The 24,970-nt window shown below is 60.3% G+C and carries 18 protein-coding genes, 1 tRNA gene and 1 pseudogene; 6 read left to right on the top strand and 14 right to left on the bottom strand.

Annotated elements, in window-relative coordinates:
- Positions 1-17 precede the first annotated feature (17 nt).
- Positions 18-812 (bottom strand): carbon-nitrogen hydrolase family protein, encoded by a 795-nt coding sequence (locus tag AO356_RS14245; protein WP_060740343.1) that lies wholly within the window; start codon positions 810-812, stop codon positions 18-20.
- 12 nt (positions 813-824) lie between these two features.
- Positions 825-2,507: a flavin monoamine oxidase family protein gene (locus AO356_RS14250; RefSeq protein WP_060740344.1), complete on the bottom strand. Its 1,683-nt coding sequence runs from the start codon at positions 2,505-2,507 to the stop codon at positions 825-827.
- 358 nt (positions 2,508-2,865) lie between these two features.
- Here AO356_RS14250 and AO356_RS14255 point away from each other — a divergent pair, with 358 nt between their 5' ends.
- Both AO356_RS14255 and AO356_RS14260 read left to right on the top strand, forming a co-directional pair.
- A complete protein-coding gene (locus AO356_RS14255; RefSeq protein ID WP_060740345.1) occupies positions 2,866-3,231 on the top strand; it encodes a type II toxin-antitoxin system RelE/ParE family toxin in 366 nt (121 codons plus the stop codon).
- Complete coding sequence (locus AO356_RS14260; RefSeq protein WP_025215812.1) at positions 3,224-3,538, top strand: XRE family transcriptional regulator; 315 nt, start codon at positions 3,224-3,226, stop codon at positions 3,536-3,538. Before AO356_RS14255 ends, AO356_RS14260 begins: the two co-directional genes overlap by 8 nt.
- A gap of 125 nt (positions 3,539-3,663) precedes the next feature.
- Here AO356_RS14260 and AO356_RS14265 read toward each other — a convergent pair whose 3' ends face one another.
- Positions 3,664-4,125 (bottom strand): Lrp/AsnC family transcriptional regulator, encoded by a 462-nt coding sequence (locus AO356_RS14265; protein ID WP_060743121.1) that lies wholly within the window; start codon positions 4,123-4,125, stop codon positions 3,664-3,666.
- A gap of 35 nt (positions 4,126-4,160) precedes the next feature.
- On the bottom strand, positions 4,161-6,488 hold the full coding sequence (locus AO356_RS14270; RefSeq protein WP_081015470.1) for a hypothetical protein: 2,328 nt from the start codon (positions 6,486-6,488) through the stop codon (positions 4,161-4,163).
- A 320-nt stretch (positions 6,489-6,808) separates the two neighbouring features.
- Between AO356_RS14270 and AO356_RS33060 the strand changes: the two are divergent.
- Positions 6,809-6,937 (top strand): annotated as a pseudogene (locus tag AO356_RS33060) (transcriptional regulator); the annotation flags it as partial.
- Between the two features lie 187 nt (positions 6,938-7,124).
- Here the strand turns inward: AO356_RS33060 and AO356_RS14275 are convergent.
- The 5 genes from AO356_RS14275 to rpsU all read right to left on the bottom strand — a co-directional run bounded on the left by AO356_RS14275 (position 7,125) and on the right by rpsU (position 15,654).
- Positions 7,125-7,201: transfer RNA gene (locus AO356_RS14275), tRNA-Ile, on the bottom strand.
- A 15-nt stretch (positions 7,202-7,216) separates the two neighbouring features.
- The gene (locus tag AO356_RS14280; protein ID WP_060740347.1) at positions 7,217-10,960 is read right to left on the bottom strand and encodes a bifunctional diguanylate cyclase/phosphodiesterase; all 3,744 of its coding nucleotides are present in this window, start codon (positions 10,958-10,960) and stop codon (positions 7,217-7,219) included.
- Positions 10,961-11,086: 126 nt separating this feature from the next.
- Positions 11,087-12,934: an RNA polymerase sigma factor RpoD gene (rpoD, locus tag AO356_RS14285; RefSeq protein WP_060740348.1), complete on the bottom strand. Its 1,848-nt coding sequence runs from the start codon at positions 12,932-12,934 to the stop codon at positions 11,087-11,089.
- 67 nt (positions 12,935-13,001) lie between these two features.
- Positions 13,002-14,960, bottom strand: a complete 1,959-nt coding sequence (gene dnaG / locus AO356_RS14290) for a DNA primase (RefSeq protein ID WP_060740349.1) — start codon at positions 14,958-14,960, stop codon at positions 13,002-13,004.
- A 478-nt stretch (positions 14,961-15,438) separates the two neighbouring features.
- Positions 15,439-15,654: a 30S ribosomal protein S21 gene (rpsU, locus tag AO356_RS14295; protein ID WP_002551877.1), complete on the bottom strand. Its 216-nt coding sequence runs from the start codon at positions 15,652-15,654 to the stop codon at positions 15,439-15,441.
- Positions 15,655-15,853: 199 nt separating this feature from the next.
- Between rpsU and tsaD the strand changes: the two genes are divergently transcribed.
- Positions 15,854-16,879: a tRNA (adenosine(37)-N6)-threonylcarbamoyltransferase complex transferase subunit TsaD gene (gene tsaD, locus AO356_RS14300; RefSeq protein ID WP_060740350.1), complete on the top strand. Its 1,026-nt coding sequence runs from the start codon at positions 15,854-15,856 to the stop codon at positions 16,877-16,879.
- Positions 16,880-16,887: 8 nt separating this feature from the next.
- On the opposite strand, the gene plsY is transcribed toward tsaD, so the two are convergent.
- The gene (gene plsY, locus AO356_RS14305) at positions 16,888-17,457 is read right to left on the bottom strand and encodes a glycerol-3-phosphate 1-O-acyltransferase PlsY (RefSeq protein WP_060740351.1); all 570 of its coding nucleotides are present in this window, start codon (positions 17,455-17,457) and stop codon (positions 16,888-16,890) included.
- A gap of 74 nt (positions 17,458-17,531) precedes the next feature.
- On the opposite strand from plsY, the gene folB reads away from it, so the two are divergent.
- Both folB and folK read left to right on the top strand, forming a co-directional pair.
- Positions 17,532-17,885: a dihydroneopterin aldolase gene (gene folB, locus AO356_RS14310; RefSeq protein ID WP_060740352.1), complete on the top strand. Its 354-nt coding sequence runs from the start codon at positions 17,532-17,534 to the stop codon at positions 17,883-17,885.
- Positions 17,876-18,394 carry a 2-amino-4-hydroxy-6-hydroxymethyldihydropteridine diphosphokinase gene (gene folK / locus AO356_RS14315; RefSeq protein ID WP_060740353.1) on the top strand — a complete coding sequence of 173 codons (519 nt, stop codon included), beginning with the start codon at positions 17,876-17,878 and terminating at the stop codon, positions 18,392-18,394. The genes folB and folK overlap by 10 nt, the downstream gene beginning before the upstream one ends.
- Positions 18,395-18,544: 150 nt before the next feature.
- On the opposite strand, the gene AO356_RS14320 is transcribed toward folK, so the two are convergent.
- The 4 genes from AO356_RS14320 to AO356_RS14335 all read right to left on the bottom strand — a co-directional run bounded on the left by AO356_RS14320 (position 18,545) and on the right by AO356_RS14335 (position 24,704).
- Positions 18,545-19,771 carry a multifunctional CCA addition/repair protein gene (locus tag AO356_RS14320; protein WP_060740354.1) on the bottom strand — a complete coding sequence of 409 codons (1,227 nt, stop codon included), beginning with the start codon at positions 19,769-19,771 and terminating at the stop codon, positions 18,545-18,547.
- Between the two features lie 63 nt (positions 19,772-19,834).
- Positions 19,835-21,400: a SpoVR family protein gene (locus AO356_RS14325; protein ID WP_060740355.1), complete on the bottom strand. Its 1,566-nt coding sequence runs from the start codon at positions 21,398-21,400 to the stop codon at positions 19,835-19,837.
- Positions 21,397-22,668, bottom strand: a complete 1,272-nt coding sequence (locus AO356_RS14330) for a YeaH/YhbH family protein (RefSeq protein ID WP_014340517.1) — start codon at positions 22,666-22,668, stop codon at positions 21,397-21,399. Before AO356_RS14330 ends, AO356_RS14325 begins: the two co-directional genes overlap by 4 nt.
- A 113-nt stretch (positions 22,669-22,781) precedes the next feature.
- On the bottom strand, positions 22,782-24,704 hold the full coding sequence (locus AO356_RS14335; RefSeq protein WP_053125937.1) for a PrkA family serine protein kinase: 1,923 nt from the start codon (positions 24,702-24,704) through the stop codon (positions 22,782-22,784).
- Positions 24,705-24,970: the final 266 nt, after the last annotated feature.

Here is a 24,970-nt window from a genome sequence, read left to right on the forward strand (position 1 = left end):
CCTTTCTCAATCCTCAATCAGTGTTTGTGCAGGTCGTCGTAAAGCTCGGGACGGCGATCGTGCAGGTAGTTGTAGGCCGCGCGGGAGTCGTCCAGCAGTTGTCGATCCAGTTCACCGACGATCAAGGCCTCGTCCAGCCCCGCCAGCGCCGGGCGACTGCCATTCGGTGCGGCGATGCTGCTTTGGCCGCAATACTGCAATTCAGCTTCATGGCCGCAGTAATTGGCGTACGCGACGAAACACTGGTTCTCGATGGCCCGGGCGCGCACGGTGACGTCGGCGATGAACTCGTAGGGTTGCATGTTGGCGGTTGGCACCAGGATCAGCTCGGCGCCGGCCAGGGCCAGGCGTCGGGCGTTTTCCGGGAATTCCAGGTCGTAGCAGATCAGCAGGCCGAGCTTCCAGCCGTTGAGCTCGACGATGGGCAGCGCTGAGTCGCCGGCGCTGAACATGGCGTGATCAAGGTCGCCGAACAGGTGGCTCTTGCGGTAGTTGGCCAGGCGCTCGCCCTGGGCGTCGATCAGTTGCACCGCGTTGTAGATCTGCCCGTCTTCGCCACGTTCCGGGTAGCCATAGACAATCGCCAGGTTGGCTGCCTTGGCGATGCGGCCGATCTGCTGCGCCCATTCGCCGTTGTAGACCTCGGCCAGTACATTCACCGCATCGACACCGATGTTGTAGCCGGTCATGAACATCTCCGGCAGCACCAGCACATCGGCGCCCCTGGCTTCCAGCGCCACCTGGTGCAGGCGGTGCAGGTTGCCGGCCGGATCCAGTGGCAGCGGTGGGCATTGGTAGAGGGCTACGCGCATCGAAAACTCCTTTTATTCAGGCAGGGCGATCGGACCGATCTCATGGAACACATCACCTGGACCCGGGTTCTCGGCGTGAGTTTCACCGCCGAAGTGCTTCATGATGCCCCACACGGCATTGAGTGAGGTCTGTACCGCGCCTTCGACCCAGGCGGGTGTCCATGAGACGTCATCGCCAGCGATAAAGATCCCGCGTTGTTCGGCCGGCATGTCGTCTTGCATGAAATGCGCGTACATGCGCTGGTTGTAGCGATAGTGGCCGGGCAGGGCGCCCTTGAAGGCACCGAGGAAGTGCGGGTCGGCTTCCCAGGACACGGTGATCGGATCGCCGATGATCCGTGCGGCGATGTCCACCTTGGGGTAGATCTTCTTCAGGGCATCGAGGGCCAGCTTCACGCGTTTTTCCACCGGATGCGGGAGCATTTTCAGCGCATCGCTCATCCAGGAATACGACAGGCAAATCACCCCTGGCTTGTCATCGCCGTTGTCGAACAGGTAAGTGCCACGGGTCAGGCGGTCGGTCAGGGTCATGCTCATCAGGTCGCGCCCGGTTTCCGGGTCCTTGTCCTTCCAAAATGGGCGGTCGACCATCACGAAGGTCTTCGACGATTGCATGTAGCGGGTGCGGTCCAGGGCCATCCACATTTTTTGCGAGAACAGCGCTTCTTCACATTCGATCTGGGTGGTCAGCAACCAGCTCTGGCAAGTGACCAGCACGGCGGCGTACTCACGGGTGTTTTCCCACACGTCCGTCACACTGAACCGGCCATCGGCGGAACGGGCAATGCGCTTCACGCCGCTGCGTGGGGCACCCAGGTGCAGCGAATTCAGGCTGGTACCTTCCGGCCAGTGCGCACAGCGTTCGGGCACGTGATTCCAAATACCGTGGGGCACCTGTTCGACGCCGCCGACCACCAGGTGCTGGTGGTCGTCGCAGTTGGTCATCACGACGCGGAAGATTTCCAGCATCGAATTGGGGAAGTCCGAATCCCAGCCGCCCGTGCCGAAACCGACCTGGCCGAACACTTCGCGGTGCTGGAACGAGAGCTTGGCGAACGCCTTGGAGGTGGCGACGAAGTCGTAGAAGGTGCGGTCGTCCCACAGCGGGACCAAGGTGTTCCATAACTCTTTGAGGCGTGGCACGTCGCGGTCGCGGATCGCCTGCTGGATGTCGCCGAAGCGCGAACCGTCCTCCAGCGCATCGGCCCAGGCGTCGGCGACTTCCTGGAACAGTGCGGGAAGGTCCGCCAGTTTCTGTGCGTAATAGGTCTGGCCTTCCAGGTCGATGACCGTGCTGCCGGACGCCGGGGTCAGCGGGTTGGGGAAGGGTTTGGTTTCCAGGCCCAGTTTGTCGACGTAATGGTAGAACGCGGTGGATGACACCGGAAAACGCATGCCGCCCAGCTCGGCGATCACCCCTTCGGCGCCGTTGAACGCCTGTGAGCGCAGGCGCCCGCCCATTTTCGACGCCTCGTAGACCACGGGCTTGAGCCCCAGCTTCATCAGTTCGTACGCCGCCACCAGGCCGGCGATCCCGGCACCGACAATCGCCACTTCCGTACCGTGGTTGTGGGCGGGAATGCTGCCCAGGCCCGCCGGGTGCTCGATCCAGTCGTCAAAGGCGAAAGGAAAGTCCGGCCCGAAAATGGTGATGGGCTTCTTACCGTCTGCTGGGTGGCGATTGTTCTTGTTCATGGCGGACCTTGATGGGCGACTCGACGCGATGTTCGCGTCTGAGTATAGGAAAGATGCCAGCCATTCTAGGGAGGGTAGAACACGTTAATAAGACACAATATGTCGTCGTTTTGAGTGGTTATAAGTCATTTTGACGTGATTGTAAGACGTAGTGACGAAATGCATTCCTGTGGGAGCGAGCTTGCTCGCGATAGCGTCGGTTCAGTCAGCACTTTCATGGACTGACAGACCGCTATCGCGAGCAAGCTCCCACAGAAACTCTCCTTAGCAATTGCTTGCGCGATCAACAGGAGCAGATACCCGCCCAAACTCCTATGGTTATTCCCTTGAGGTTATATATCCTGGGTGGCATATTTGAATGAAATGGGACGTTGAATACACTGACGAATTTGAGAGGTGGTGGAACCGTCTCTGTGAGTCAGAGCAAGACTCTGTACAGGCCTCGGTAATGCTGCTCGGCGACACCGGGCCGTATCTGGGCTTTCCTCACACCAGTGATATCAAGGGTTCGCGCCATGGCAACCTTCGTGAGTTACGAGTGCAACACGCGGGTAGGCCTTATCGTGTGCTCTATGCGTTTGATCCTCGCCGCTGCGCCATCCTGCTGATCGGGGGAGACAAGACCGGCCAGGGCCGTTGGTATCAGGAATATGTGCCTTTGGCCGAACGCCTCTATGACGAGCATTTGGAAGTATTGAAGAGAGAGGGCTTTGACAATGGCTAAGAAATTTTCCGACTTGATGGCGCGTCGGTCGCCTGACTCCCAGGCTCGTGCACAGGCTCTGTATCAGACGTTGCGTGCAGAAATGCCGTTGCACGAGTTGCGCCAGGCGCAGGAGTTGAGCCAGGAGGCCTTGGCCAAGGCACTGCATATCAACCAGGCGGCAGTCTCGAAAATGGAGCGTCGGACGGATATGTACATCAGCACGTTGCGAAATTACATCCGGGCCATGGGGGGGGAATTGGAGATTATCGCGACCTTTCCAGAGGGGCAGGTCAGGATCGAAAATTTCTCCCATCCAACACCGTAACTGGCGATATTCCTGTGGGAGCGAGCTTGCTCGCGATAGCGCCGGTTCAGTCAGCACTTTCGTGGACTGACAGACCGCTATCGCGAGCAAGCTCGCTCCCACAAGGTAAGTCGCATGTATAAGCGCTAGACCGGTTGGCCCCGATCGATCTTGCTGCTGAGGATGATCGAGGTGGTGGTCTTCTCCACACCGTCCACGCTGCCGATCTGGTCCAGCAACTGGTCCAGTTGTTCCGGTGAATCGGTGCGCAGCCAGGCGACGTAATCGAACTCACCGCTGACCGCGCACAGTTGCTGGACTTGGGCCATGGCGCTCAAGCGTCGCAGCACGTCCTTGCCGGAGCGCGGTTGCACCTTGATGCCCACGTAAGCCTGCAAGCCGCCATCAATCACCCGTTGGCCCAGGCGCACGCCATACCCGGTAATGACCTTGGTCTTTTCCAGGCGCGCCAAGCGCGAAGTGACGGTCGTGCGGGCGATACCCAACTGCCGGGCCAGCATGGCGACGCTTTCCCGGGCATTGATTTGCAGGGCCGCGATCAGTTGGCGGTCGATTTCGTCGAGGACGGGAGGGCGGGTGTCAGGCAAGGTGGGCTCCGGCGTGGGCATCGATGGCGAGCATGTTACAGGCTCTCGCGTTCGAAATAGCCAATGGCGGGTAAGGTCAACGCTCGCCAGGCGGGGGCCAGGTGTACTTGCGTAGACCTTAGCCAGAAACCGTCCTGGCACACCAGCTGTTCAGCGGGCGCTTGCAGCAAAAGGGTCAGAGGCAATGACTGTATTGAACCTGGGTCCTCGTCGTCCTCTGCTTCCCAATCGCGTTCAAAACAGCGCACGTGCACCTGATCGTCGGCGAAGTCTTCAAACAGAGGGCGTTGACCCAGCCATTGCGGATGTACTCGCAACGTGTGCGCCTGGACATCCAGCAGCAGCAACTGCCAGCCTCGATAGCTGCCACACAGCTCGGTCACGTCGGTAGCCATACAGGTCAGGGCCAGATAGCGACCATTCGCCGACCAGATCATCGAGGGTGCCAGGTCGGTCAACGCGCAGCCTGATGCTGTCAGCAGATGGCCGCCAAGCCGAGGCGTCCGCGCCCGCATCCAACTGTCGGCATATTCCGTCTCGCTGCCGAACAACCAGGCGGCATCTCGATGGTCGGGTGCGGGCTGGATGAAGTCGCCATCGGCGTTGGCCACTTGCGGGCGATCCACCAGACGCCAAGGTGTAACGCTGTGCAGGTGTGAATCGGTCACCTGCAGCTCCACGGTGTTGTAGAACAGCCGGGATTGCTCGTCGGGTTGAAAGAACGAAGAGTCGCTATCGCTCTGCGGCGCGGGGATATTGAAGCGTTGCAGCGCGCTGCTCTCCAGGTCTTGATCGAGACGGCCGGCCACCACCGCCAGGCTCAGCCGGCCTGCGCGGAAATCGAGCAGGCGAGCGACCCACATCGTGGGCCCCTGCAGTAGCTGTCGCTCCTTCAGATCGGCAACCACCCCGTGGGTCGCGACCGTCGTGGCACCGTCGAAGGGCAGCAGGGCCAGGTAACGTCCGCAATCGGAGACCCGATGATCCAACAACCAGCGGCCAGGCAATTGCCAGTCGCCGATCTGACAGCGATAACCGCCCAGCCCGTCGGGATTATCGCCAAGCCAGGTCAACCGTGCGCGCACCCCGTCCTGCATCGGCTGCGTTTCGATGGATGAATCGCCGCGCTGGCCTTGGCTGTCCAGCGGCATCGCGATGGTCATGCGGGTCAACGCAAACTCGCCCTCCTGCACGCGACCTTGGGCATCGTGACCGACCTGGGTCTCGCTATCGCCGTGGATGCTGTCCAAGCGGTAGCCATAACGCCCGGAGCCCGGTCGCGGATAGTCAAGGTACGAGCCGATCTGCACATGGCTTGCGTCGAGACCCAGCAACTCGTGCCAATAGAAGGACGGTTCTGCTTCGCTCTTCACCCAAGGCGAGGGCAGGGCGCGCCAGCCCAGGTCGAGCTGCCACAGCCAATACTGGTCGCCGTCTGCATGAGGGGGTTGTTCCTGGGCCAGACACACCAGGGCGCGTTGATCGCTGCTCCATACCAACGGCGCATCGGCCGCCATCGACAGGCCGGCCGGTTGCCCGTTGACGCTGATGGCGTAGCGCGGTGAAACCAGCGGTTCCAGCGGCTGGGCCAGGTCGCGAAACGTCGCGGGCAAGGCAATGTCGCCCCGCAGGCAGTGCTGGCCGTCCGCAGAACGCCGCTCGAAGGCCTGCTGAACCTGCTCCGGATGCCAATCGGAGTCCAGCCAGAGGTCGGCGAAGGGGACCAAGTGGGTAACGCTGGCCGTCTGGAATAGCTCATCCAGTCGGATTTCGCGAACGCTGTCGTCCACCAGTGGGCTATGGCGCCCGCTCAACACGCCGAGATCAAAAGCGTCCAACTCCCAGAGTTCGCTGTCGGCACAGCGGTATACCTGGCGCTGTTGACGGTCGAGGACGACCAGCCCCCAGTTCTGCCTGGACGGTACGGTCGCCGCAAAATAGCGCCCGTCGCGGGAGAACAGTGACGAAGAGCCGAGGCCTTGCAGGAGCACGCCATCGGGAAACAGATAGTCGCAATAGGTGGGGCCGCCCATGGCGATTTCACTGTGGTTGAACACCCGGATCGGTTCGCCTTCAGGCGTCAGTTGCGGCTCGCTTCCACCCCAGGCACTGGCGCCCTTGCCAGAAACGGGCGCCAAGCCCAGACGCCGCTCCCAGGTGCTGACGCCCGCCAGCCCGCCGCCGATGCAGGCGATGGCCGCCAGGATGCCCCACCACTCAGGCAAGGCCCGACCCACGCTGAAACCCAGGCCGAACACGGCGCCGACGATCAACCTGCCACAGACTCGCCCGGCCGACAGAAAACCGAATCGTGCGGCAAGCCCCATCAGCAGGCCGAAGAACAACACCGCTAACAAAGCCAATGGAGGCGGCAATATCGTGACGAAAAAAGCCGGCACCAGCAGGATGCCGAGTTGCCAGAACAGTTCAAGAAACAGTCGGGAGAGGCTGGGGCTGGCGATGATGGGGATCTCGCTTGAGGAGGTTGAACGGCTTGGACGTGGGGTCTTCGCCCGTCGTTAATTCCCCAGAGTATTACTTCCAGGTGAGTCGAGGAACAAGGAAAGAGGGCGGGCAGTTGCCAAAGTTGCTATCGCGGTCAAACAACGGCGAGCTTTTGACGTCGATTCGGGGACGGATGTTTCGGTGAAAGGTGAGTACGTTAACTGCGAGGGGATATCCGCTCGAAAAGGGTGACCCGTCGGTGGGGATGCTTGCCTATGCACGAGTCCTGGGGGCCCTGGATTGTGAGTTCGCCGTGGTACCGGCTGCGATGCCTACGCTTGAGGAAATCCAGGGAGTGTTCGACTGATGACGACCTTGCTACGGGTAGCAACGCCTCAGGTGCTGACCCGCTCGACTGAACTTTGTGAACAAGCAGCGAATGGGGTCGCAGCCATCAGGCAGTGTGCAGAGCCGTTTTATGAAGACCTTCGCCTAGGGCGCAAGAGTCAACAGGCTCAAGAACGCAAAAGCCGCGCAATGCGCGGCTTTTTGTATGGTGGGCCCACACGGACTCGAACCGTGGACCAAAGGATTATGAGTCCTCTGCTCTAACCAACTGAGCTATAGGCCCTCAGTAGGCCGCGGATTATAGCGACGGTTTCTCGGCTGTGCTATCCGAAAAATCCGATACGCTCACACGAAGAAACGTTGCGGCAAACTCGTCGGCGCACAGGGGCAGGCTGACGATGTAGCCCTGGATCTGTTCGCAACCTTCTTCGGCCAGGAATTGCTGCTGGGCCAGGGTTTCGACGCCCTCGGCGATGATGGTGAATTGCATGCTGCGGCCCAGGGCGATGATTGCCCGCACGATGGCCGCATCGTGTGGGTCGTCGGGCAGGCCGCGGACGAAGGACTGGTCGATCTTGAGGATGTCCAGCGGCAGGCGCTTGAGGTAGCTCAGGGAGGAATAGCCCGTGCCGAAGTCGTCGATGGCCAGTTGCACACCGAGGTTCTTCAACTGGTGCAGCACCGTCAGGGCCTCTTCGGCCTGGCTCATGATGAAGTTCTCGGTAATTTCCAGTTGCAATAAGTCGGGCCGGAGCTGGTGTTCGCGCAGCAGTTGTTCGATACGCCCCAGCAGGTTGGGCTGGCGCAGTTGGGCGCCGGCCAGGTTGACCGACAGGGAGCCGAGGCTTTCGTAGGTGCTGTTCCATTCGCACAGTTGCCGGCAGGCGCGTTCCAGTACCCAGTCGCCAATTTGCAGGATCATGCCGTTTTCTTCCGCCAACGGGATGAAATGTTCGGGGGGAACGTCGCCAAATGTCGGGTGATACCAGCGAATCAGCGCCTCGGCCCCCACCAGTCGGTTGTCGGCGAGGCTGATTTTCGGTTGGAAGGACAGTGACAGCTCGTTGCGTTCAATCGCTCGGCGCAGTTCGTGTTCCAGGGCCACGCGCTCGCTCGCCTGGGCGGTGAGGTCGCGGGTGTAGCTTTCCACCCGGTTACGCCCCTTGGCCTTGGAGCGGTACATCGCCGCGTCGGCATTCTTGACCAGCGTGGCGACGTCGCAGCCGTCCTGGGGGTAGAGGCTGGTGCCGATGCTGGCGCTGATGAAAAACTCGTGCTCGCCGGCCTGGAACGGTGCGGTAAAGCAGTTCAACAGTTTTTGGGCGATGTGCTCGGCATCGCTGGGCTGTTGCAGGCCTGGCAGCAGGATAATGAATTCGTCGCCGCCCAGGCGCGCCACGGTGTCGATGTCGCGCAGCTGCTCGCGCAAGCGCACGGCAATGCCCTTGAGCAGGAGGTCGCCGACTGGGTGCCCGAGGCTGTCATTGATGTGCTTGAAGCGGTCCAGGTCCAGGAACAGCACGGCACCCTGGCCGCCGTTTTCCTGCTGGCCGTTGAGCGCCGCCAGCAAGCGGCTTTCGAACAGCGTGCGATTGGGCAGGCCCGTCAGCGGGTCGTGGTGAGCCTGGTAGTCGAGCCGGGCCTGGGCGTGCTTGAGGCTGGAGATATCGGCGAAGACCGCGACGAAATGGGTGATCTGTCGGCCCCGATTGCGCACCGCGCTGATGGTCAGCCAACTGGGGTACAGCTCGCCGTTCTTGCGTCGGTTGGAGATCTCTCCCTGCCAGTGTCCCTCCGCGGTCAACTGGTGCCACATCGCGGCGTAAAACGCGCTGTCATGCAGGCCGGAAGCCAACAACCGAGGCGTATGGCCCAAGGCTTCGGTTTCGCTGTAGCCGGTGATTTCGGTGAAGGCCCGGTTCACGGCGCTGATGTGCTGTTGCGTATCGGTGATCAGTACGCCTTCGGCAGTGCTTTCGAACACGGTGGCGGCCTGTTGCAGTTTTTCCTGCATCAGGTGGCGCTCGGTGATGTCCCGGGCGATGGTCAGCATGCAGTCTTCGTTGCCGATGGGCAGGGGGCGGCTGGACACTTCGCAGAGCCGGATCTGTCCGTCGTTGCGGCGGATATGGCAGCTGAAATCCTTCACGAAGCCGTCCCGTTGCAACAGGTCGAGCATCTGCTTGCGTTCGTTGAGATTGACCCAGATGCCCAGGTCCAGGGTAGAGCGGTCCACCGACAGGGCGCTGTTGAAGCCGGTAATGCGGCTGAACCCTTCGTTGACCTCGATCAACAGGCCATCGCTTTGCCGGGACAGCAGCAGTCCATCGGGCGAGGCGTGGAACGCCTTGGCGAACTTCTCTTCGGAGGTCTGCAATTGCTGCTGGGTTTCCTTGAGCTGGCTGATGTCCCGCACCACCACGACCAGGGCTGGCGTCGTGTCGAGGTCGAAGGGTTCAGCGGAGATCAGCCCGGTGAATACCTGGCCGTTGCTGCGACGAAAGGGCATTTCCAGGTTGCGAATGCTGCCGGCCTGCAAACGCTGCAACAGGCTCGGCCCCACGCCCTGGATGCCCCAGATATTCAGTTCGGTTGCGTTGTGCCCCACCACTTCTGCGGCGCTCAGGCCGATCTGCTCTTCGAACGCCTTGTTGACCTCCAGCAGGCAACCGTCCAACAGCCGGGCTATCACCAGGATGTCCGGACACTGGCGGAACACCGAGGCAAATTTCTGCTCCGAAAGACGCAGCGCTTCCTCGGTGCGCTTGGCTTCGCTGATATCGATCATCAATCCGCGCATCAGCGGCTCGTGCCCGTGTTCGATCAGGCTGACAATGTCGCGCACCCACAGGCAGCGACCATCGGCCGTGATGACCCGGTAATCGATGCAGTGATCGCGACCCGCCAGCACTTCATGGTCGCAATAGGTCTGGGCGCGGATCAGGTCGGCCGGATGAATGATGTTGCGCCAGAAGCCCGGGACCAGCCAATGGGAGAGGGGATAGCCCAACAGGTCTTCGGCGTGAGGTGACACGTAGCTGTAGGTGAAATCGCTGACCCTTGCCTCCCAGGCAATGGCCGACAGGCTCTCCACCAGCCCACGGTAATGGTATTCGCTGCTGCGCAGCTCCTGCTCAAGCTCCACCCGACGGGCGATTTCCGAGCTGAGCCGGCGATTGATGCGAATCACCACCGCCAGTATGCCGACCAGGAGCAGCAGCGCAGGCAGGCCGTAAAACAGTAAATCTGACCAGAGCTGGCCATAGTCGTGCACATTGCCGATCCACTTCTGCTGGATCTCGGCGACCTCGGCCGGGCTCATGTCTGCCAGGACTTTGTCCAGGATGCCCACCAATACCTTGTTGTCTCGAGGGACGGCCATTGCCAATTGATAGCGATAAGGCGTTTCCCCGCTGACATAAAGGCCTTCGAGCTTGAGCTGGCGCAGGCTCCAGACACTGGAAGCGAGATCGCCCACCACCGCGTCCACTTCATCGGTCGCCAGTGCTTGCAGGGCTGAACTGACGTTAGGCAGCGCCACCAGGTTCAGGTCGGGATGATGGTTGCGCAGCAATTCATGAGGCGCGTAGTTCTCCACCACGGCGATTTTCAGCCCATACAGCTCCTTGAGGCTGTGAGGCTGGGCGCCACCGTAATGGGCCAGGATGACAATGGGGAAGTCCAGGTAGGGGCGGGTAAATGCCAGGTAATTCTGGCGCTCCGGAGTGGACATGATGCCAGGCAATAGGTCGATATTGCCCTGTCCGACCTGCTCCAGTACGGCAGTCCAGCTGGCCGGCTCGACGGGCGTGAGCCTGACGGCCAACCGTTCACGGATGATCTCGATGTAGTCGGCGGCCAGGCCCTGATAGCGACCTTGATCGTCGCGAAACTCAAACGGCGGCCATGAGGCGTCGACACCCAGGCGCAGGTCGGGGTGGTCCTTGAGCCAGCGGAGCTCCTCATCGGTGAGCGTCAACGCGCCAGCTGTTGCGGTCCAGGTGATCAATGACAGCAAAAGCGCGGCCGTCAGTCTGGGCATCACTGTCTCGTCATGGCTTGGGGAGGATGTTTCGAGTGTAGACGGGCAACAGGGGGGGAGGAGCGTAACGAAGGGGATTTTATCTGCGCATAACAAAACCCCCGGCAGGGCCGGGGGTTTTGAAGGTCACTCGTCGAGGAAGGAGCGCAGATGCTCGCTTCGCGTCGGGTGGCGCAGTTTGCGCAACGCCTTGGCTTCGATCTGACGAATCCGCTCGCGGGTTACATCGAACTGCTTACCGACTTCCTCAAGGGTGTGGTCGGTATTCATGTCGATGCCGAAGCGCATGCGCAGTACCTTGGCTTCACGGGCAGTGAGGCCGGAGAGTACTTCGCGAGTCGCTTCCTTGAGACTCTCGACAGTGGCGACATCGATCGGAGACTGCATGGTGGAGTCTTCGATGAAGTCCCCCAGATGGGAGTCTTCGTCATCGCCGATCGGGGTTTCCATGGAGATCGGCTCTTTGGCGATCTTCAATACCTTGCGGATCTTGTCCTCAGGCATTTCCATGCGTTCGCCCAGCTCTTCCGGCGTCGGTTCGCGACCCATTTCCTGCAGCATCTGCCGGGAAATGCGGTTGAGCTTGTTGATCGTCTCGATCATGTGCACCGGGATACGGATGGTGCGGGCCTGGTCGGCGATCGAGCGAGTGATCGCCTGACGGATCCACCAGGTGGCATAAGTCGAGAACTTGTAGCCGCGACGGTATTCGAACTTGTCCACCGCCTTCATCAGGCCGATGTTGCCTTCCTGGATCAGGTCGAGGAATTGCAGGCCGCGGTTGGTGTACTTCTTGGCGATGGAGATCACCAGACGCAAGTTCGCTTCGACCATCTCTTTCTTCGCGCGACGGGCCTTGGCCTCGCCGATCGACATGCGACGGTTGATGTCCTTGATCTCGGCGATGCTCAGGCCGGTCTCGGCCTCCAGCGCACTGAGCTTCTGCTGGCAACGAATGATGTCCGGCTGCAGGCGGGCAATGGCTTCGGCGTATTTGCTCTTGCCCTTGGCCAGTGCATCGGTCCAGCTTTCGTCGACTTCGTTGCCCGGGAACTGGCGCAGGAAATCAGCACGTGGCATGCGGGCATCACGCACGCAAAGCTGCATGATTGCGCGCTCTTGCTGACGCAAGCGATCCAGGGCACTGCGAACACGCTCAACCAGGCCTTCGAATTGCTTCGGCACCAGTTTGATCGGCATGAACAACTCGGCCAGCGCCAACAACTCGGCAATCGCCTGCTTGTTGTTGCGGCCGTGCTTCTTCAGCGCCTTGCGGGTGATTTCCATCTGGTCGGCGACAGCGCCGAAACGCTGTGCGGCGATGACCGGATCCGGACCGCTTTCGGCTTCTTCCTCGTCGTCGCTCGCTTCGGCGTCGTCGTCATCGGTGTCGTCGTCGGCCTTGACGGCTTTCGCATCGATCGGCGGCGGCACTTCGGCGGCAGGCGGCGCAATGCCGTCATCCGGGTCGATATAGCCGCTCAGGACGTCGGACAGGCGGCCACCTTCGGTGGTGACGCGGGTGTACTCGGAGAGAATATGGTCAACCGTGCCAGGGAAGTGCGCAATTGCGCCCATCACTTCACGGATGCCTTCTTCAATACGCTTGGCGATTTCGATTTCGCCTTCACGTGTGAGGAGCTCTACCGTACCCATTTCACGCATGTACATGCGCACGGGGTCCGTGGTGCGACCAATGTCGGTCTCGACCGCTGCCAACGCTGCGGCCGCTTCTTCAGCGGCCGCCTCGTCGGTATCGGCGTCGGCCAGCATAAGGGCATCCTTATCTGGAGCAACCTCGAATACGTTGATCCCCATGTCGTTGATCATGCGGATGATGTCTTCCACCTGTTCCGGATCTGAAATATCCTCCGGCAGGTGGTCGTTGACCTCCGCGTAAGTCAGGTAGCCCTGCTCACGACCCAATAGGATCAACTCTTTGATACGAGACTGCTGTTGCGCTTTTCCGGACATAACACCCTATCCACTGAAGGTCTTGGCGGGCAAAAAACAAGCCGAGGATTATACCTGAGCTGTGACCTCACGCGCCAGTTGAGGTCGGGTTTGATGCGCAAACATTGCGGCTGAGTAAGTCGCGCAATTGGTTTTTCTCTTCGCTGGTCAACTCGCTCTGGCGAGCTTTTCGCAGAAGTTGTTCCAGGTTTCGCTCGCGTTGGCGGGCGGACAAGCTAGTAATGGTGTCGAAAAACTGTTGTTCAAGGTTGTCTCCATCAATCAGCCATTCCTTCTCGGCCAAGGCCTTCAAGAGGCGTCCCTGCTCGGTACCGTGCCACCGTGCGATCAACTGGAAAGAGTTTAGCTTGGGGTTCTTCTGCACGGCTTCAAGGAGAGCGACCAGCAATTGCGTATTGCTGTGGTCCTCGGCGGCGAAGTGCCCTGCGTCCTCTACTTTTTCCGCCAGTTGCGGGTGATGCAGCAAGGTGCGCAAAGCGGCCAGTGTTGGGGGTTCGACGGCGGCCGGCACGCGCGGGGCACGTGGCTGGTCGCGATCGCCGCGCTTGCCGTTCTTGTCCCAGGGTTTCTTGTCCCATTTCTTGCCGCCGCTGCCGGGTTTTTTCGGCGTCCATTCCTGCTGGAGGGCGTAATCCTGCTGGGGTTGATGATAGTCGGCGAAATCCGGCATCGCGTCGTAATCGATGCCCGGGTCATACGCCGGCGGCGCCTCCTGGGGGGCGCTGTGCACCAGTTGATTGACCGCTTCGCTGTTGAGGCCGGTGATCTCGGTCAGGCGCTGGCGCATGAGCGTGCGCAGATTGGCACCGGGCACCTTGTCGATCAGCGGCGCCGCGAGGGTGGCCATGTGGGCCTTGCCTTCGAGGGAGCGTGGATCGGCTTCTTCGGTCAACTGCTGGAAAAAATAGTCGGCCAACGGTTGTGCGTGCTGGTTGATCCGCGCACGGAACGCGTCGGTGCCTTCGGAACGCACCAGGGTGTCCGGGTCCTCGCCCTCGGGCAGGAACAGGAAGCGTGCCCGCCGGCCGTCCTGCAGGCACGGCAAGGTGGCCTCCAGTGCGCGCCAGGCAGCGTTGCGACCGGCCTGGTCGCCGTCGAAGCAGAACAGCACGTTGGGCACGACGCGAAACAGGCGCTTCATATGCTCTTCGCTGGTGGCCGTGCCCAGGGTCGCGACGGCATTGCGCAGGCCTTGCTGGGCCAGGGCTATCACGTCCATGTAGCCCTCGACGACGATGATTTCGTCGAGGTTGCGGTTGTTCTTGCGCGCTTCGTACAGGCCGTAGAGTTCCTGGCCCTTATGGAACACTGGGGTTTCCGGGGAGTTCAGGTACTTCGGCTTGTCATCGCCCAGCACTCGGCCGCCAAAGGCGATGATCCGCCCGCGCGTGTCGCGGATCGGAAACATGACCCTGTCGCGGAAGCGGTCGTAGCGCTTGCCGGTTTCGGCGTTTTCGATCAGCAGGCCTGCGTCGATCATGGCGCGCTGCTGCAGCGTGTCGCTGCTTAGATGCTTGTACAGGTTGTCCCAGCCGGGCGGGGCGAAGCCGAGGCCGAAATCCCGGGCGATTTCGCCAGTCAGGCCGCGGCCCTTGAGGTAATCCACCGCGGCCTTGCGCGCCGGGTGGCTCTTGAGGGCCTGGCGATAGAAATCGGCCGCCGCCGTCAGTAGTGGGTAGAGCGGTGAGTCGGTCGGTTGGCGCGGCTTGTGCGGTCGACCGCTTTCCTCGCGGGGAATTTCCATGCCGGCGGCTTTGGCCAGTTCTTCGACGGCCTGGGGGAAGTCCAGGTTGTCGTGGTCCATGATGAAGCCGAGGGCATTGCCGCCCGCGCCGCAACCGAAGCAATAGTAGAACTGCTTGTCGGGGCTGACGCTGAAAGAGGGCGTTTTCTCTTTGTGAAACGGGCAGCAGGCCGTGTAGTTCTTGCCTGCTTTCTTCATTTGCAGGCGAGAGCTGACCACGTCGACGATGTCGGTGCGGTTCAGGAGGTCGTCAATAAAGCTCTGGGGAATCAGCCCGGCCATGGCGTTCTCATCATCACTGCGCGAAATATGGACCCGAAATCGGCAGGCGTAACCGGGTCTGGGTTTGAGGCACGCTGAATCGGTGGCTCGACCGGGTCGTCTGCATCATCGCTGTCGGGAAGTGTATCTGCCGATAATCCACTGACGTTAATAACTATCAGTATTCGACTGTTTGAATGTGTTGCGCTGAGTCCGGTAACGGCCGGTCAGGCCTCGGATAGCTCATGAAGCGGGCACGCAGGCAGGTGCCTTGGGCTGATCGTCGTTAGAGGAATCAGGGTGTGCTCGTCGGTAGCCTTGGAAGGCTCGTCAGGAAAGACGTGCACCGCTGGCAAAAGAGCCAGGTCTGACGCGGTGAAACGGTTGTCTTGGTCGCGTCTGCGGCTTTGACGGTGAAGCATCAAGCGTTATTCCGCAAATGCCATAAGCCCGGCTTGAAGGCCGGGCTTGGCAGAAGCTTGCTACGGACGTCTGTGTATTAGTACAGGCGTACGGCGCGGCGCTGTTCGCGCTGAACTTTCTTGGCGTGACGCTTAACAGCGGCTGCTGCCTTGCGCTTACGCTCAGAAGTCGGCTTCTCGTAGAATTCGCGGCTACGAACTTCAGCCAGAACACCGGCTTTTTCGCAGGAGCGCTTGAAACGACGCAGAGCTACGTCGAAGGGTTCGTTCTCTTTTACTTTGACGGCTGGCATCCAGAGCTACCTTCATTCATTACCGGGGTCAACATCCTCGCGGCAAAAGAGCACTTGAAGACGTCGGTTTTTAAGGGTTGCGGATGTTAACCCCTCAACGCTCGGAATGCAAAGCCTCTGATCGAAAACCGCTGGTCGGGGCACAACGCGGCGACTATTATGCGCGCCTTCGAATTCAGCCTCTACAAGGCGCAAACCCATGCTAGTACTGGGATTAGAAACCTCCTGCGATGAAACCGGTGTCGCACTTTACGACAGTGAGCGCGGCCTGCTGGCCGATGCGCTGTTCAGCCAGATCGACCTGCACCGCGCCTACGGCGGGGTAGTGCCCGAACTTGCCTCCCGCGATCACGTCAAGCGCATGCTGCCCTTGATCCGCCAGGTCCTGGCCGAAGCCGGCTGCATGCCGACCGAGATCGACGGCATCGCCTACACTGCCGGCCCGGGCCTGGTGGGCGCGTTGCTGGTGGGCGCTTCCTGTGCCCAGGCGCTGGCCTTTGCCTGGGATATTCCAGCCCTGGGCGTGCATCACATGGAGGGCCACTTGCTGGCGCCGATGCTGGAGGCGCAACCGCCACAATTCCCGTTCGTCGCTTTGTTGGTATCGGGTGGCCATACACAGCTCATCCGGGTCGATGGCATCGGCCAATACGAGCTGCTCGGCGAAACCCTCGACGATGCCGCCGGCGAAGCATTCGACAAGACTGCAAAAATGATGGGGCTCAATTATCCCGGTGGGCCGGAAATTTCCCGGCTTGCAAACCAAGGGGTCGATGGGCGCTTCTTGTTCCCGCGGCCGATGTGCGACCGCCCCGGCCTGGATTTCAGTTTCAGTGGGCTGAAGACTTTCGCCCTGAACACCTGGCAGCAGTGTGTCAGCGCCGGGGACGACAGTGAGCAAGCCCGTTGCGACATCTCGCTGGCGTTCCAGCAGGCCGTGGTGGAGACTTTGACCATCAAGTGCAAGCGTGCCCTGAAACAGGCCGGCCTCAAGCGCCTGGTGATCGCCGGGGGCGTGAGTGCGAACAAGGCCTTGCGCACATCGCTGGAGAAAATGCTCGGAGACATGAAGGGCGACGTTTACTACGCCCGGCCGGAGTTCTGCACAGATAACGGCGCAATGATTGCTTTTGCCGGCTGCCAGCGTTTGCAGGCCGGTCAGCAGGAAAGCCTGGCAATCAGTGTGCAGGCGCGCTGGCCCATGGAGCAGTTGGCACCTCTGTGAAACGGTATTTAAAAATGCCGTTCGCGCCCGGCGAACAGGTCGCGTAGATTGCCTCGGTGGCGCCAGACGATCAGTGCAACCAGCACGGTCATTGGCAGCAAGGCCGCCGGTTCCTGCCAGGCCAGCAATGGCAGGGTCAACGGCGTGGCGATCAGCGCGGCCAGGGAGCTGGTGCGGGTCAGGTAGAACGTCAGCAGCCAGGCACAGACAGCCAGCAAGGCGGCGGGCGGGTACAGGCCCAGCAGCATGCCGGCGGCGGTGGCGACACCCTTGCCGCCACGGAAACGGAAGTACAGCGGGAACAAGTGGCCGATGACGGCGCAGACGCCGATCCAGGCCTGTTGCTGCAACGAGAGCCCTGCAAGGCTGGCGATCAATACCGGGACAAGGCCTTTGCAGAGGTCGCCCAGCAGGGTCAGGATGGCGAGTTTGCGTCCGGCCAGGCGCAGCATGTTGGTGGCGCCGGCATTGCCTGAGCCACTCATTCGCGGATCCGGGCGACCGGTCAGGCGGCTGAGCAAAATGGCGAAGGACAGCGAGCCGAGCAGGTAGGCGAGAATCGCCAGTAACCAAAACATGCTAACTATTCCGGGCGAGGACGCCCTGATTCTAACGGGGCATCGCGCCCTTGTCGTGCTGCGGAGAAGAGTGCTTGGACAGAGTGTTTATCGAGGGCCTGGAAGTCGACACGGTAATCGGTGCCTACGACTGGGAGCGAGGTATCCGACAGTGCTTGCGGCTTGACCTGAGCTTCGCCTGGGACAACCGCCCGGCCGCCGCGGGCGACGACCTGACCCTGGCACTCGACTATGCCAGCGTCTCGTCGCGCATCCAGGCGTTTGCCGAACAAGCGCAGTTCCAGTTGGTCGAGACCTTCGCCGAACGACTGGCCCAGGAGCTGATGGACGAGTTCAAGATCACCTGGATGCGTCTGAAGGTGACCAAGCCTGGCGCCGTACCGGCGGCCAGCGGCGTTGGCGTGGAGATCGAGCGCGGATGTCGCTGACTCAGGTTTTTCTCGGGCTCGGCAGCAATATCGAGCGCGAAACCCATTTGCGCGCCGGTCTTGAGGCCTTGGCCGGTTTTCTCGTGGACATGCGCTGTTCGGCCGTGTTCGAGAGCCAGCCGGTGGGGATCAAGAGCGGGCCGTTCTTCAATTTTGTCGTCTCGGCCTTCACGGACCTGCCGCTGATGGAGTTGGATCGTCGCCTCAAGTTCATCGAGGCGGACAACGGTCGCTATGCGCCGGACCGCAAGGGGCTGCCACTGGATATCGACGTGTTGTTGTATGGCGAACAGGTCGGCAACTTCGACGGGCTGATCCTGCCACGTACGGAAATCCTCAAGAACGCCTTCGTCCTGTGGCCTTTGTCGTTGATCGCGCCGGATCGGGTTCACCCAGGAGTGGGCAAAAGCTTCGCCACGTTGTGGGAAGAGTCGCAGATCGACCAGGTGCTGGCGCCGGTGGCTTTCGAGTGGCGCGGCCAGCAGCTTACGCCGTCCAGCCTGCTGTGAGGCGCCTGCCGCCATCGCGAGCAAGCTCGCTCCCACAGAGGATTTCAGTCGAACACAAGACATGTGTCCACTGAGAGTCACTGTGGGAGCGAGCTTGCTCGCGATGACGGCGGAACATCCAGCCAAAATACAAACTGACACGACCTCCCGTCAGCTCGCCGCTTCTTTGTAGCTTTTTAACGCCTTGAGCCGCTCACGCTTGATCGCCTCACCCAGCTCCGGCCCCTTGAAGCCTTTCTCCAGCAAGGGCTGCACCGCCACTGCGCGGGCCGCTGCCGCAGCGCCCCGCAGATAATCAGCCTGTGGATAACTTCGCTGCTCAAGCCCCTTGCGCCCGCGCGCGTCCATCTCGCAGGCCGCAATGAATTCCTCGAAGCGCTGGGGCCGACGGTACACATCAAAACTTTGTAGCAGTTCAAGCAGGGTAGATGCCTTCAGTTCAAGCGCGCGATGACCATGGGTATGGTACTGGCCCACCAATAACGCCAGTTCCTGACAGTCGCGCGGCGCCTTGAAGCGCTCGTTTACGACTTTGATCAGCTTCAAGCCCGTGTGCTCATGGGCGATGTGTCGCGGCCATTCGTGCTGGGGCGTCAGGCCTTTACCCAGGTCATGGAGCAGGCAGGCCCAGCGGACCGTCAACGGCTGTTGATGCAGTGCCGCCTGTTCCAACACGCTCAGGGTATGGACGCCGGTATCGATTTCCGGGTGATGGGCTTCAGGTTGTGGCACGCCGAACAGCGCGTCGACTTCGGGCATCAAGACCTTGAGGGCCGTGCAGTCGCGCAAGACCTGGATAAATACCTGTGGTTGCTTTTCCATGAGGGCGCGGGAAATTTCTTTCCAGCTGCGCTCGGCCGTCAACGCCTCCAGTTCGCCGGACTCGCTGAGCTGGCGCATCAGCTCAAGGGTTTCGCTCGCCACCTTGAAACCCAGCGGCGCATAACGCGCGGCAAAGCGGGCAACCCGCAGGACTCGGAGCGGATCTTCGGCGAAAGCGGGGGAAACGTGACGCAGCACCCGGGCTTCCAGATCGCGTTGGCCGTGGTACGGATCGGTCAAGTTGCCATGGTCATCTTCAGCCATGGCGTTTATGGTCAAGTCCCGGCGGACCAGGTCTTCTTCCAGAGTGACTTCAGGGCTGGCATGGAACACGAAGCCGCCATAGCCCCGACCGCTCTTGCGCTCGGTGCGGGCGAGGGCGTATTCCTCGCCGGTCTTCGGGTCGAGGAATACCGGAAAGTCGGCCCCCACGGGGCGAAAACCCTTGGCGAGCATTTCCTCGGCGGTGGCTCCCACGACGACCCGATCGACGTCGGTGATGGGAATGCCCAGCAGGCGATCGCGTACGGCGCCGCCAACTTTATAGATCTGCATAAAAAACCTCCGTTGGTCCGACAGGATAACCTTTGCGTCGGACGTCCGGAGGCGAAAACGGGATCAAAGATGAATGACGGCCAGGTCCAGGCGGCCATAATCGCCTTCGGCTTGTTCGCCCCTGGGCGGTACATGATGGGTTTTCATCACTTGGTCGCCTTGCAGGGTTTCCAGGTGGATGTCGAAGCCCCAGAGGCGATGCAGGTGCTTGAGCACTTCATCGGTGGAGTCACCCAGTGGTTTGCGGTTGTGGGCCTGGTGCCGCAGGGTCAGCGAGCGGTCTCCGCGGCGGTCGATGCTGTAGATCTGCACGTTGGGCTCGCGATTACCCAGGTTGTACTGCGCCGCCAGGGTTTCGCGGATGATGCGATAGCCGCTCTCATCGTGAATGGCGGGTACCACCAGGTCATCTTTCTGGTCGTCATCCAGGATGCTGAACAGTTTCAGGTCGCGGATCACCTTGGGCGAAAGGTACTGCAGGATAAAGCTTTCGTCCTTGAAGCTGCTCATGGCGAATTTAATGGCGGACAACCAGTCCGAACCGGCGATTTCCGGGAACCAGCGACGATCTTCCTCGGTAGGGTTTTCGCACATGCGTCGAATGTCGCGGTACATGGCGAAACCCAGTGCGTAAGGATTGATGCCGCTGTAGTACGGGCTGTCGAAGCCAGGTTGGAACACCACGCTGGTGTGTGACGTCAGGAACTCCATCATGAAGCCGTCGGTGACCAGGCCTTCGTCGTACAGGTCGTTCATCAGCGTGTAGTGCCAGAACGTGGCCCAGCCTTCGTTCATTACCTGGGTTTGGCGCTGTGGATAGAAATACTGGGCGATCTTGCGCACGATGCGCACGATTTCCCGCTGCCACGGTTCCAGCAGCGGCGCATGTTTTTCAATGAAATAGAGAATGTTCTCCTGGGGCTCGGCAGGGAAGCGGGCGTTGTCTTTTTCGTTGTACTTGTCCGCACCCTTGGGAATGGTGCGCCATAGATCGTTGATCTGTTTTTGCAGGTGTTCTTCTCGGTCCTTCTGGCGCCGGCGTTCTTCTTCGGCGGAAATCGGATACGGTCGTTTGTAGCGGTCCACGCCGTAGTTCATCAGGGCGTGGCAGGAGTCCAGCAGGTCCTCCACCGCGTCGATACCGTGGCGCTCCTCGCATTGCATGATGTACTGCTTGGCGAACACCAGGTAATCGATGATCGAACTGGCATCGGTCCAGGTGCGGAACAGGTAGTTGCCCTTGAAGAAGCTGTTGTGCCCGTAGCAGGCATGCGCCACCACCAGTGCCTGCATGCAGATGGTGTTCTCTTCCATCAGGTAGGCGATGCAGGGGTCGGAATTGATCACGATCTCATAGGCCAGCCCCATCTGGCCGCGGCTGTAGGATTTCTCTGTGCTGAGGAAGTGCTTGCCGTAGGACCAGTGATGATAGCCCAGCGGCATGCCGACCGACGCGTAGGCGTCCATCATTTGCTCGGCGGTGATCACCTCGATCTGGTTCGGGTAGGTGTCGAGGGCATAACGGTCCGCGATACGGCTGATTTCGCGGTCGTAGGCCTTGATCAGCTCGAACGTCCATTCGGAGCCGGTGGAAATGGGCTGGCGTTTCTGCTCTTTTTTGGCGGTCATGTCACTAACCTGCGCTGGAAGAGTTCACGGAAGACCGGGTAGATATCCCCGGCCGAGACCAGTTGCTGTTGGGCAAATGTGTCGGAAAATGCTTCGGCAATCCGTTCGTATTCGTACCACAAGGCCTGGTGTTCCCGTGGAGTAATTTCCACATAGGTGTAGTACTGGACGAACGGCATGATCTGGTTGATCAGGATGTCACGGCAGATCGGTGAATCGTCGTTCCAGTTGTCACCGTCCGACGCCTGGGCCGCATAGATGTTCCATTCGTTGGCCGGGTAGCGTTCGGCCATGATTTCCTGCATCAGCTTCAGGGCGCTGGAGACAATGGTGCCGCCGGTTTCCCTGGAGTAGAAAAACTCTTCTTCGTCCACTTCCCGAGCGCTGGTGTGGTGGCGGATGAACACCACATCGATCTTGTCGTAATTCCGTTTCAGGAACAGGTACAGCAGGATGAAGAAGCGCTTGGCGATGTCCTTGGTGGCCTGGGTCATGGAGCCGGAAACATCCATCAGGCAAAACATCACCGCCTTGGAGCTGGGGTTGGGCTGTTTCACCAGCAGGTTGTACTTGAGGTCGAACGTATCGAGGAACGGGACGCGGTGGATGCGTGCGCTGAGTTTCTCGATTTCCGCTTCAAGGTCCTGAATGTCGCCGAAATTGTCGGGTTCTTCGCGTTTCAGGCGAGCCAGTTCTTCCTTGGCTTCGCGCAGTTTGGCCCGGCTGCTGCCCGACAGCGCGATGCGTCGGGCGTGGGCCGAACGAAGGGTGCGGATGATGTTGATGCGTGACGGGTTGCCTTCATTGCTGATACCAGCACGCACGGTCTTGAAGGTGTCGGTCCCGGTCAGGTTGCGCTTGACCAGGTTCGGCAGCTCCAGGTCCTCGAACATGAACTCCAGGAATTCCTCCTGGGTGATCTGGAAGACAAACTCATCCATGCCTTCGCCGGAATTGCCGGCCTTGCCAGGGCCCTTGCCGGCACCGCCGCCCTGGGGCCGGGGGATGTGCTCGCCACTGGTGAATTCCTTGTTGCCAGGGTGCACGACGGTCTGTTTGCCGCCGCGACCATGGTGAAGCACCGGCTCGTCGATGTCGCGGCCGGGGATGCTGATCTGCTCGCCGTGTTCCATATCGGTAATGGAGCGCCGGCTGACCGCCTCTTCGACGGCCTTCTTGATGTGGTCGCGGTAACGCCGCAGAAACCGCTGGCGGTTCACCGTGCTCTTGTTCTTGCCATTAAGGCGTCGGTCGATCACATAGCTCATAGGCCCCTCCAGGGGAGCTTCAAGTCGTAAGCCTCAAGCCGTAAGGGGCGTGGCGTCGAGCCTTGGGCTCGACGCCGCTCCCTTGCAGTTTGTAGCTAGAAGCTTGCCGCTGCTTACTGCGATTTCCGGACCCGCAGGTACCACTCGGAAAGCAGTCGTACCTGTTTGTCGGTGTAGCCACGTTCGACCATGCGTGTGACGAAATCGTTGTGTTTTTGCTGGTCCTCCTTGCTGGCCTTGGCGTTGAAGCTGATGACGGGCAGCAGGTCTTCGGTGTTGGAGAACATTTTCTTCTCGATGACCACCCGCAGCTTTTCATAGCTGAGCCAGGTTGGGTTCTTGCCGTTGTTGTTGGCCCGGGCGCGGAGCACGAAGTTGACGATTTCGTTGCGGAAATCCTTCGGATTGCTGATGCCCGCCGGTTTCTCGATTTTTTCCAGTTCCTCGTTGAGGGCCACACGATTGAGTATTTCGCCGGTTTCCGGGTCGCGGTATTCCTGGTCCTGGATCCAGAAGTCTGCGTACAGCACGTAGCGGTCGAAGATGTTCTGGCCGTATTCGCTGTAGGACTCCAGGTACGCCGTCTGGATTTCCTTGCCGATGAACTCGATGTAGCGTGGGGCCAGGTATTCCTTGAGGAAGCGCAGGTAACGCTCGCGGGTTTCGGCCTGGAACTGTTCCTGTTCGATCTGCTGTTCCAGCACATACAGCAGGTGAACCGGGTTGGCGGCAATTTCGTGGGGGTCGAAGTTGAAGACCTTGGACAGGATCTTGAACGCGAAGCGTGTGGACAGCCCGTTCATCCCTTCATCGACGCCGGCGTTGTCGCGGTACTCCTGGATCGACTTGGCCTTCGGATCGGTGTCCTTGAGGTTTTCACCGTCGTACACACGCATCTTCGAATAGATGTTGGAGTTTTCCGGCTCCTTGAGACGCGACAGAACCGTGAACTGGGCCAGCATCTTCAGGGTGTCGGGGGCGCAATGAGCCTTGGACAGCGAGCTGTTGAACAGCAGCTTGTCGTAGATCTTCACCTCGTCGGTCACTCGCAGGCAGTACGGCACCTTGACGATATAGATCCGGTCGATGAAGGCTTCATTGTTCTTGTTGTTGCGGAAGGTATGCCATTCCGACTCGTTGGAGTGGGCCAGCAGGATGCCGGTGAACGGAATGGCCCCCAGGCCCTCGGTGCTGTTGTAGTTGCCTTCCTGGGTGGCGGTCAGCAGCGGGTGCAGCACCTTGATAGGTGCCTTGAACATCTCGACGAATTCCATCAGGCCCTGGTTGGCCCGGCACAGCGCACCCGAATAACTGTAGGCGTCGGCGTCGTTCTGTGGGAATTCTTCCAGTTTGCGGATATCGACCTTGCCCACCAGGGCCGAGATGTCCTGGTTGTTTTCGTCCCCCGGCTCGGTCTTGGCTACCGCGATCTGGTTGAGGATCGAGGGGTAGAGCTTGACCACCCGGAACTGGCTGATATCACCGCCGAACTCGGCCAGGCGCTTGGTCGCCCATGGCGACATGATGGTGTTGAGGTAGCGGCGTGGAATACCGAAGTCTTCCTCGAGGATCGCGCCGTCCTCTGTTGCATTGAACAGCCCCAGGGGCGATTCGAACACCGGCGAGCCCTTGATGGCATAGAAGGGCACTTTTTCAATCAGTTGCTTGAGTTTTTCGGCCAGGGACGATTTACCACCACCCACGGGGCCGAGCAGATAAAGGATTTGTTTCTTCTCTTCCAGGCCTTGGGCGGCATGGCGGAAATAGGACACGATCTGTTCGATGCATTCTTCCATCCCGTGGAAGTCCGCAAAGGCCGGATAGCGGCGAATCACCTTGTTGGAGAAGATGCGCGAGAGCCTCGAGTTGGTCGAGGTATCCAGCAGTTCCGGTTCTCCGATGGCCAGCAACAGACGCTCCGCAGCCGACACATAGGCACTGCGGTCCTGCTTGCAGAGTTCGAGGTATTCCTGCAGCGAGTATTCCTCTTGCCGCGTGGACTCGAAACGTTGCTGGAAGTGGCTAAAAATGCTCATGACGTCACCTCGCTCGATACGTGGAGCCGGTGTCGGATCAATCAGTCGATGCTGGACAGCCGCTGGGAACCCAGTTGCCGTTTACCCCCCAGAATGCTTTCAAGAATGCAGGCTCCTGAAAGCTGACTCCCGATGACCCGCGCGCCGGTGTACCGGCTCTCCCCTGTTTTGGATGGCCTGAGGCTAAGGATAGTTCGGAATCACGGAGGTAAAGGTGGAATACGTAATTAGTTGTGGCTGACCGTTCGTCTGCCATCGCTCAAGCC

The sequence above is a fragment of the Pseudomonas fluorescens genome (assembly GCF_001307275.1).
Classification (GTDB): Bacteria; Pseudomonadota; Gammaproteobacteria; order Pseudomonadales; family Pseudomonadaceae; genus Aquipseudomonas; species Aquipseudomonas fluorescens_AA.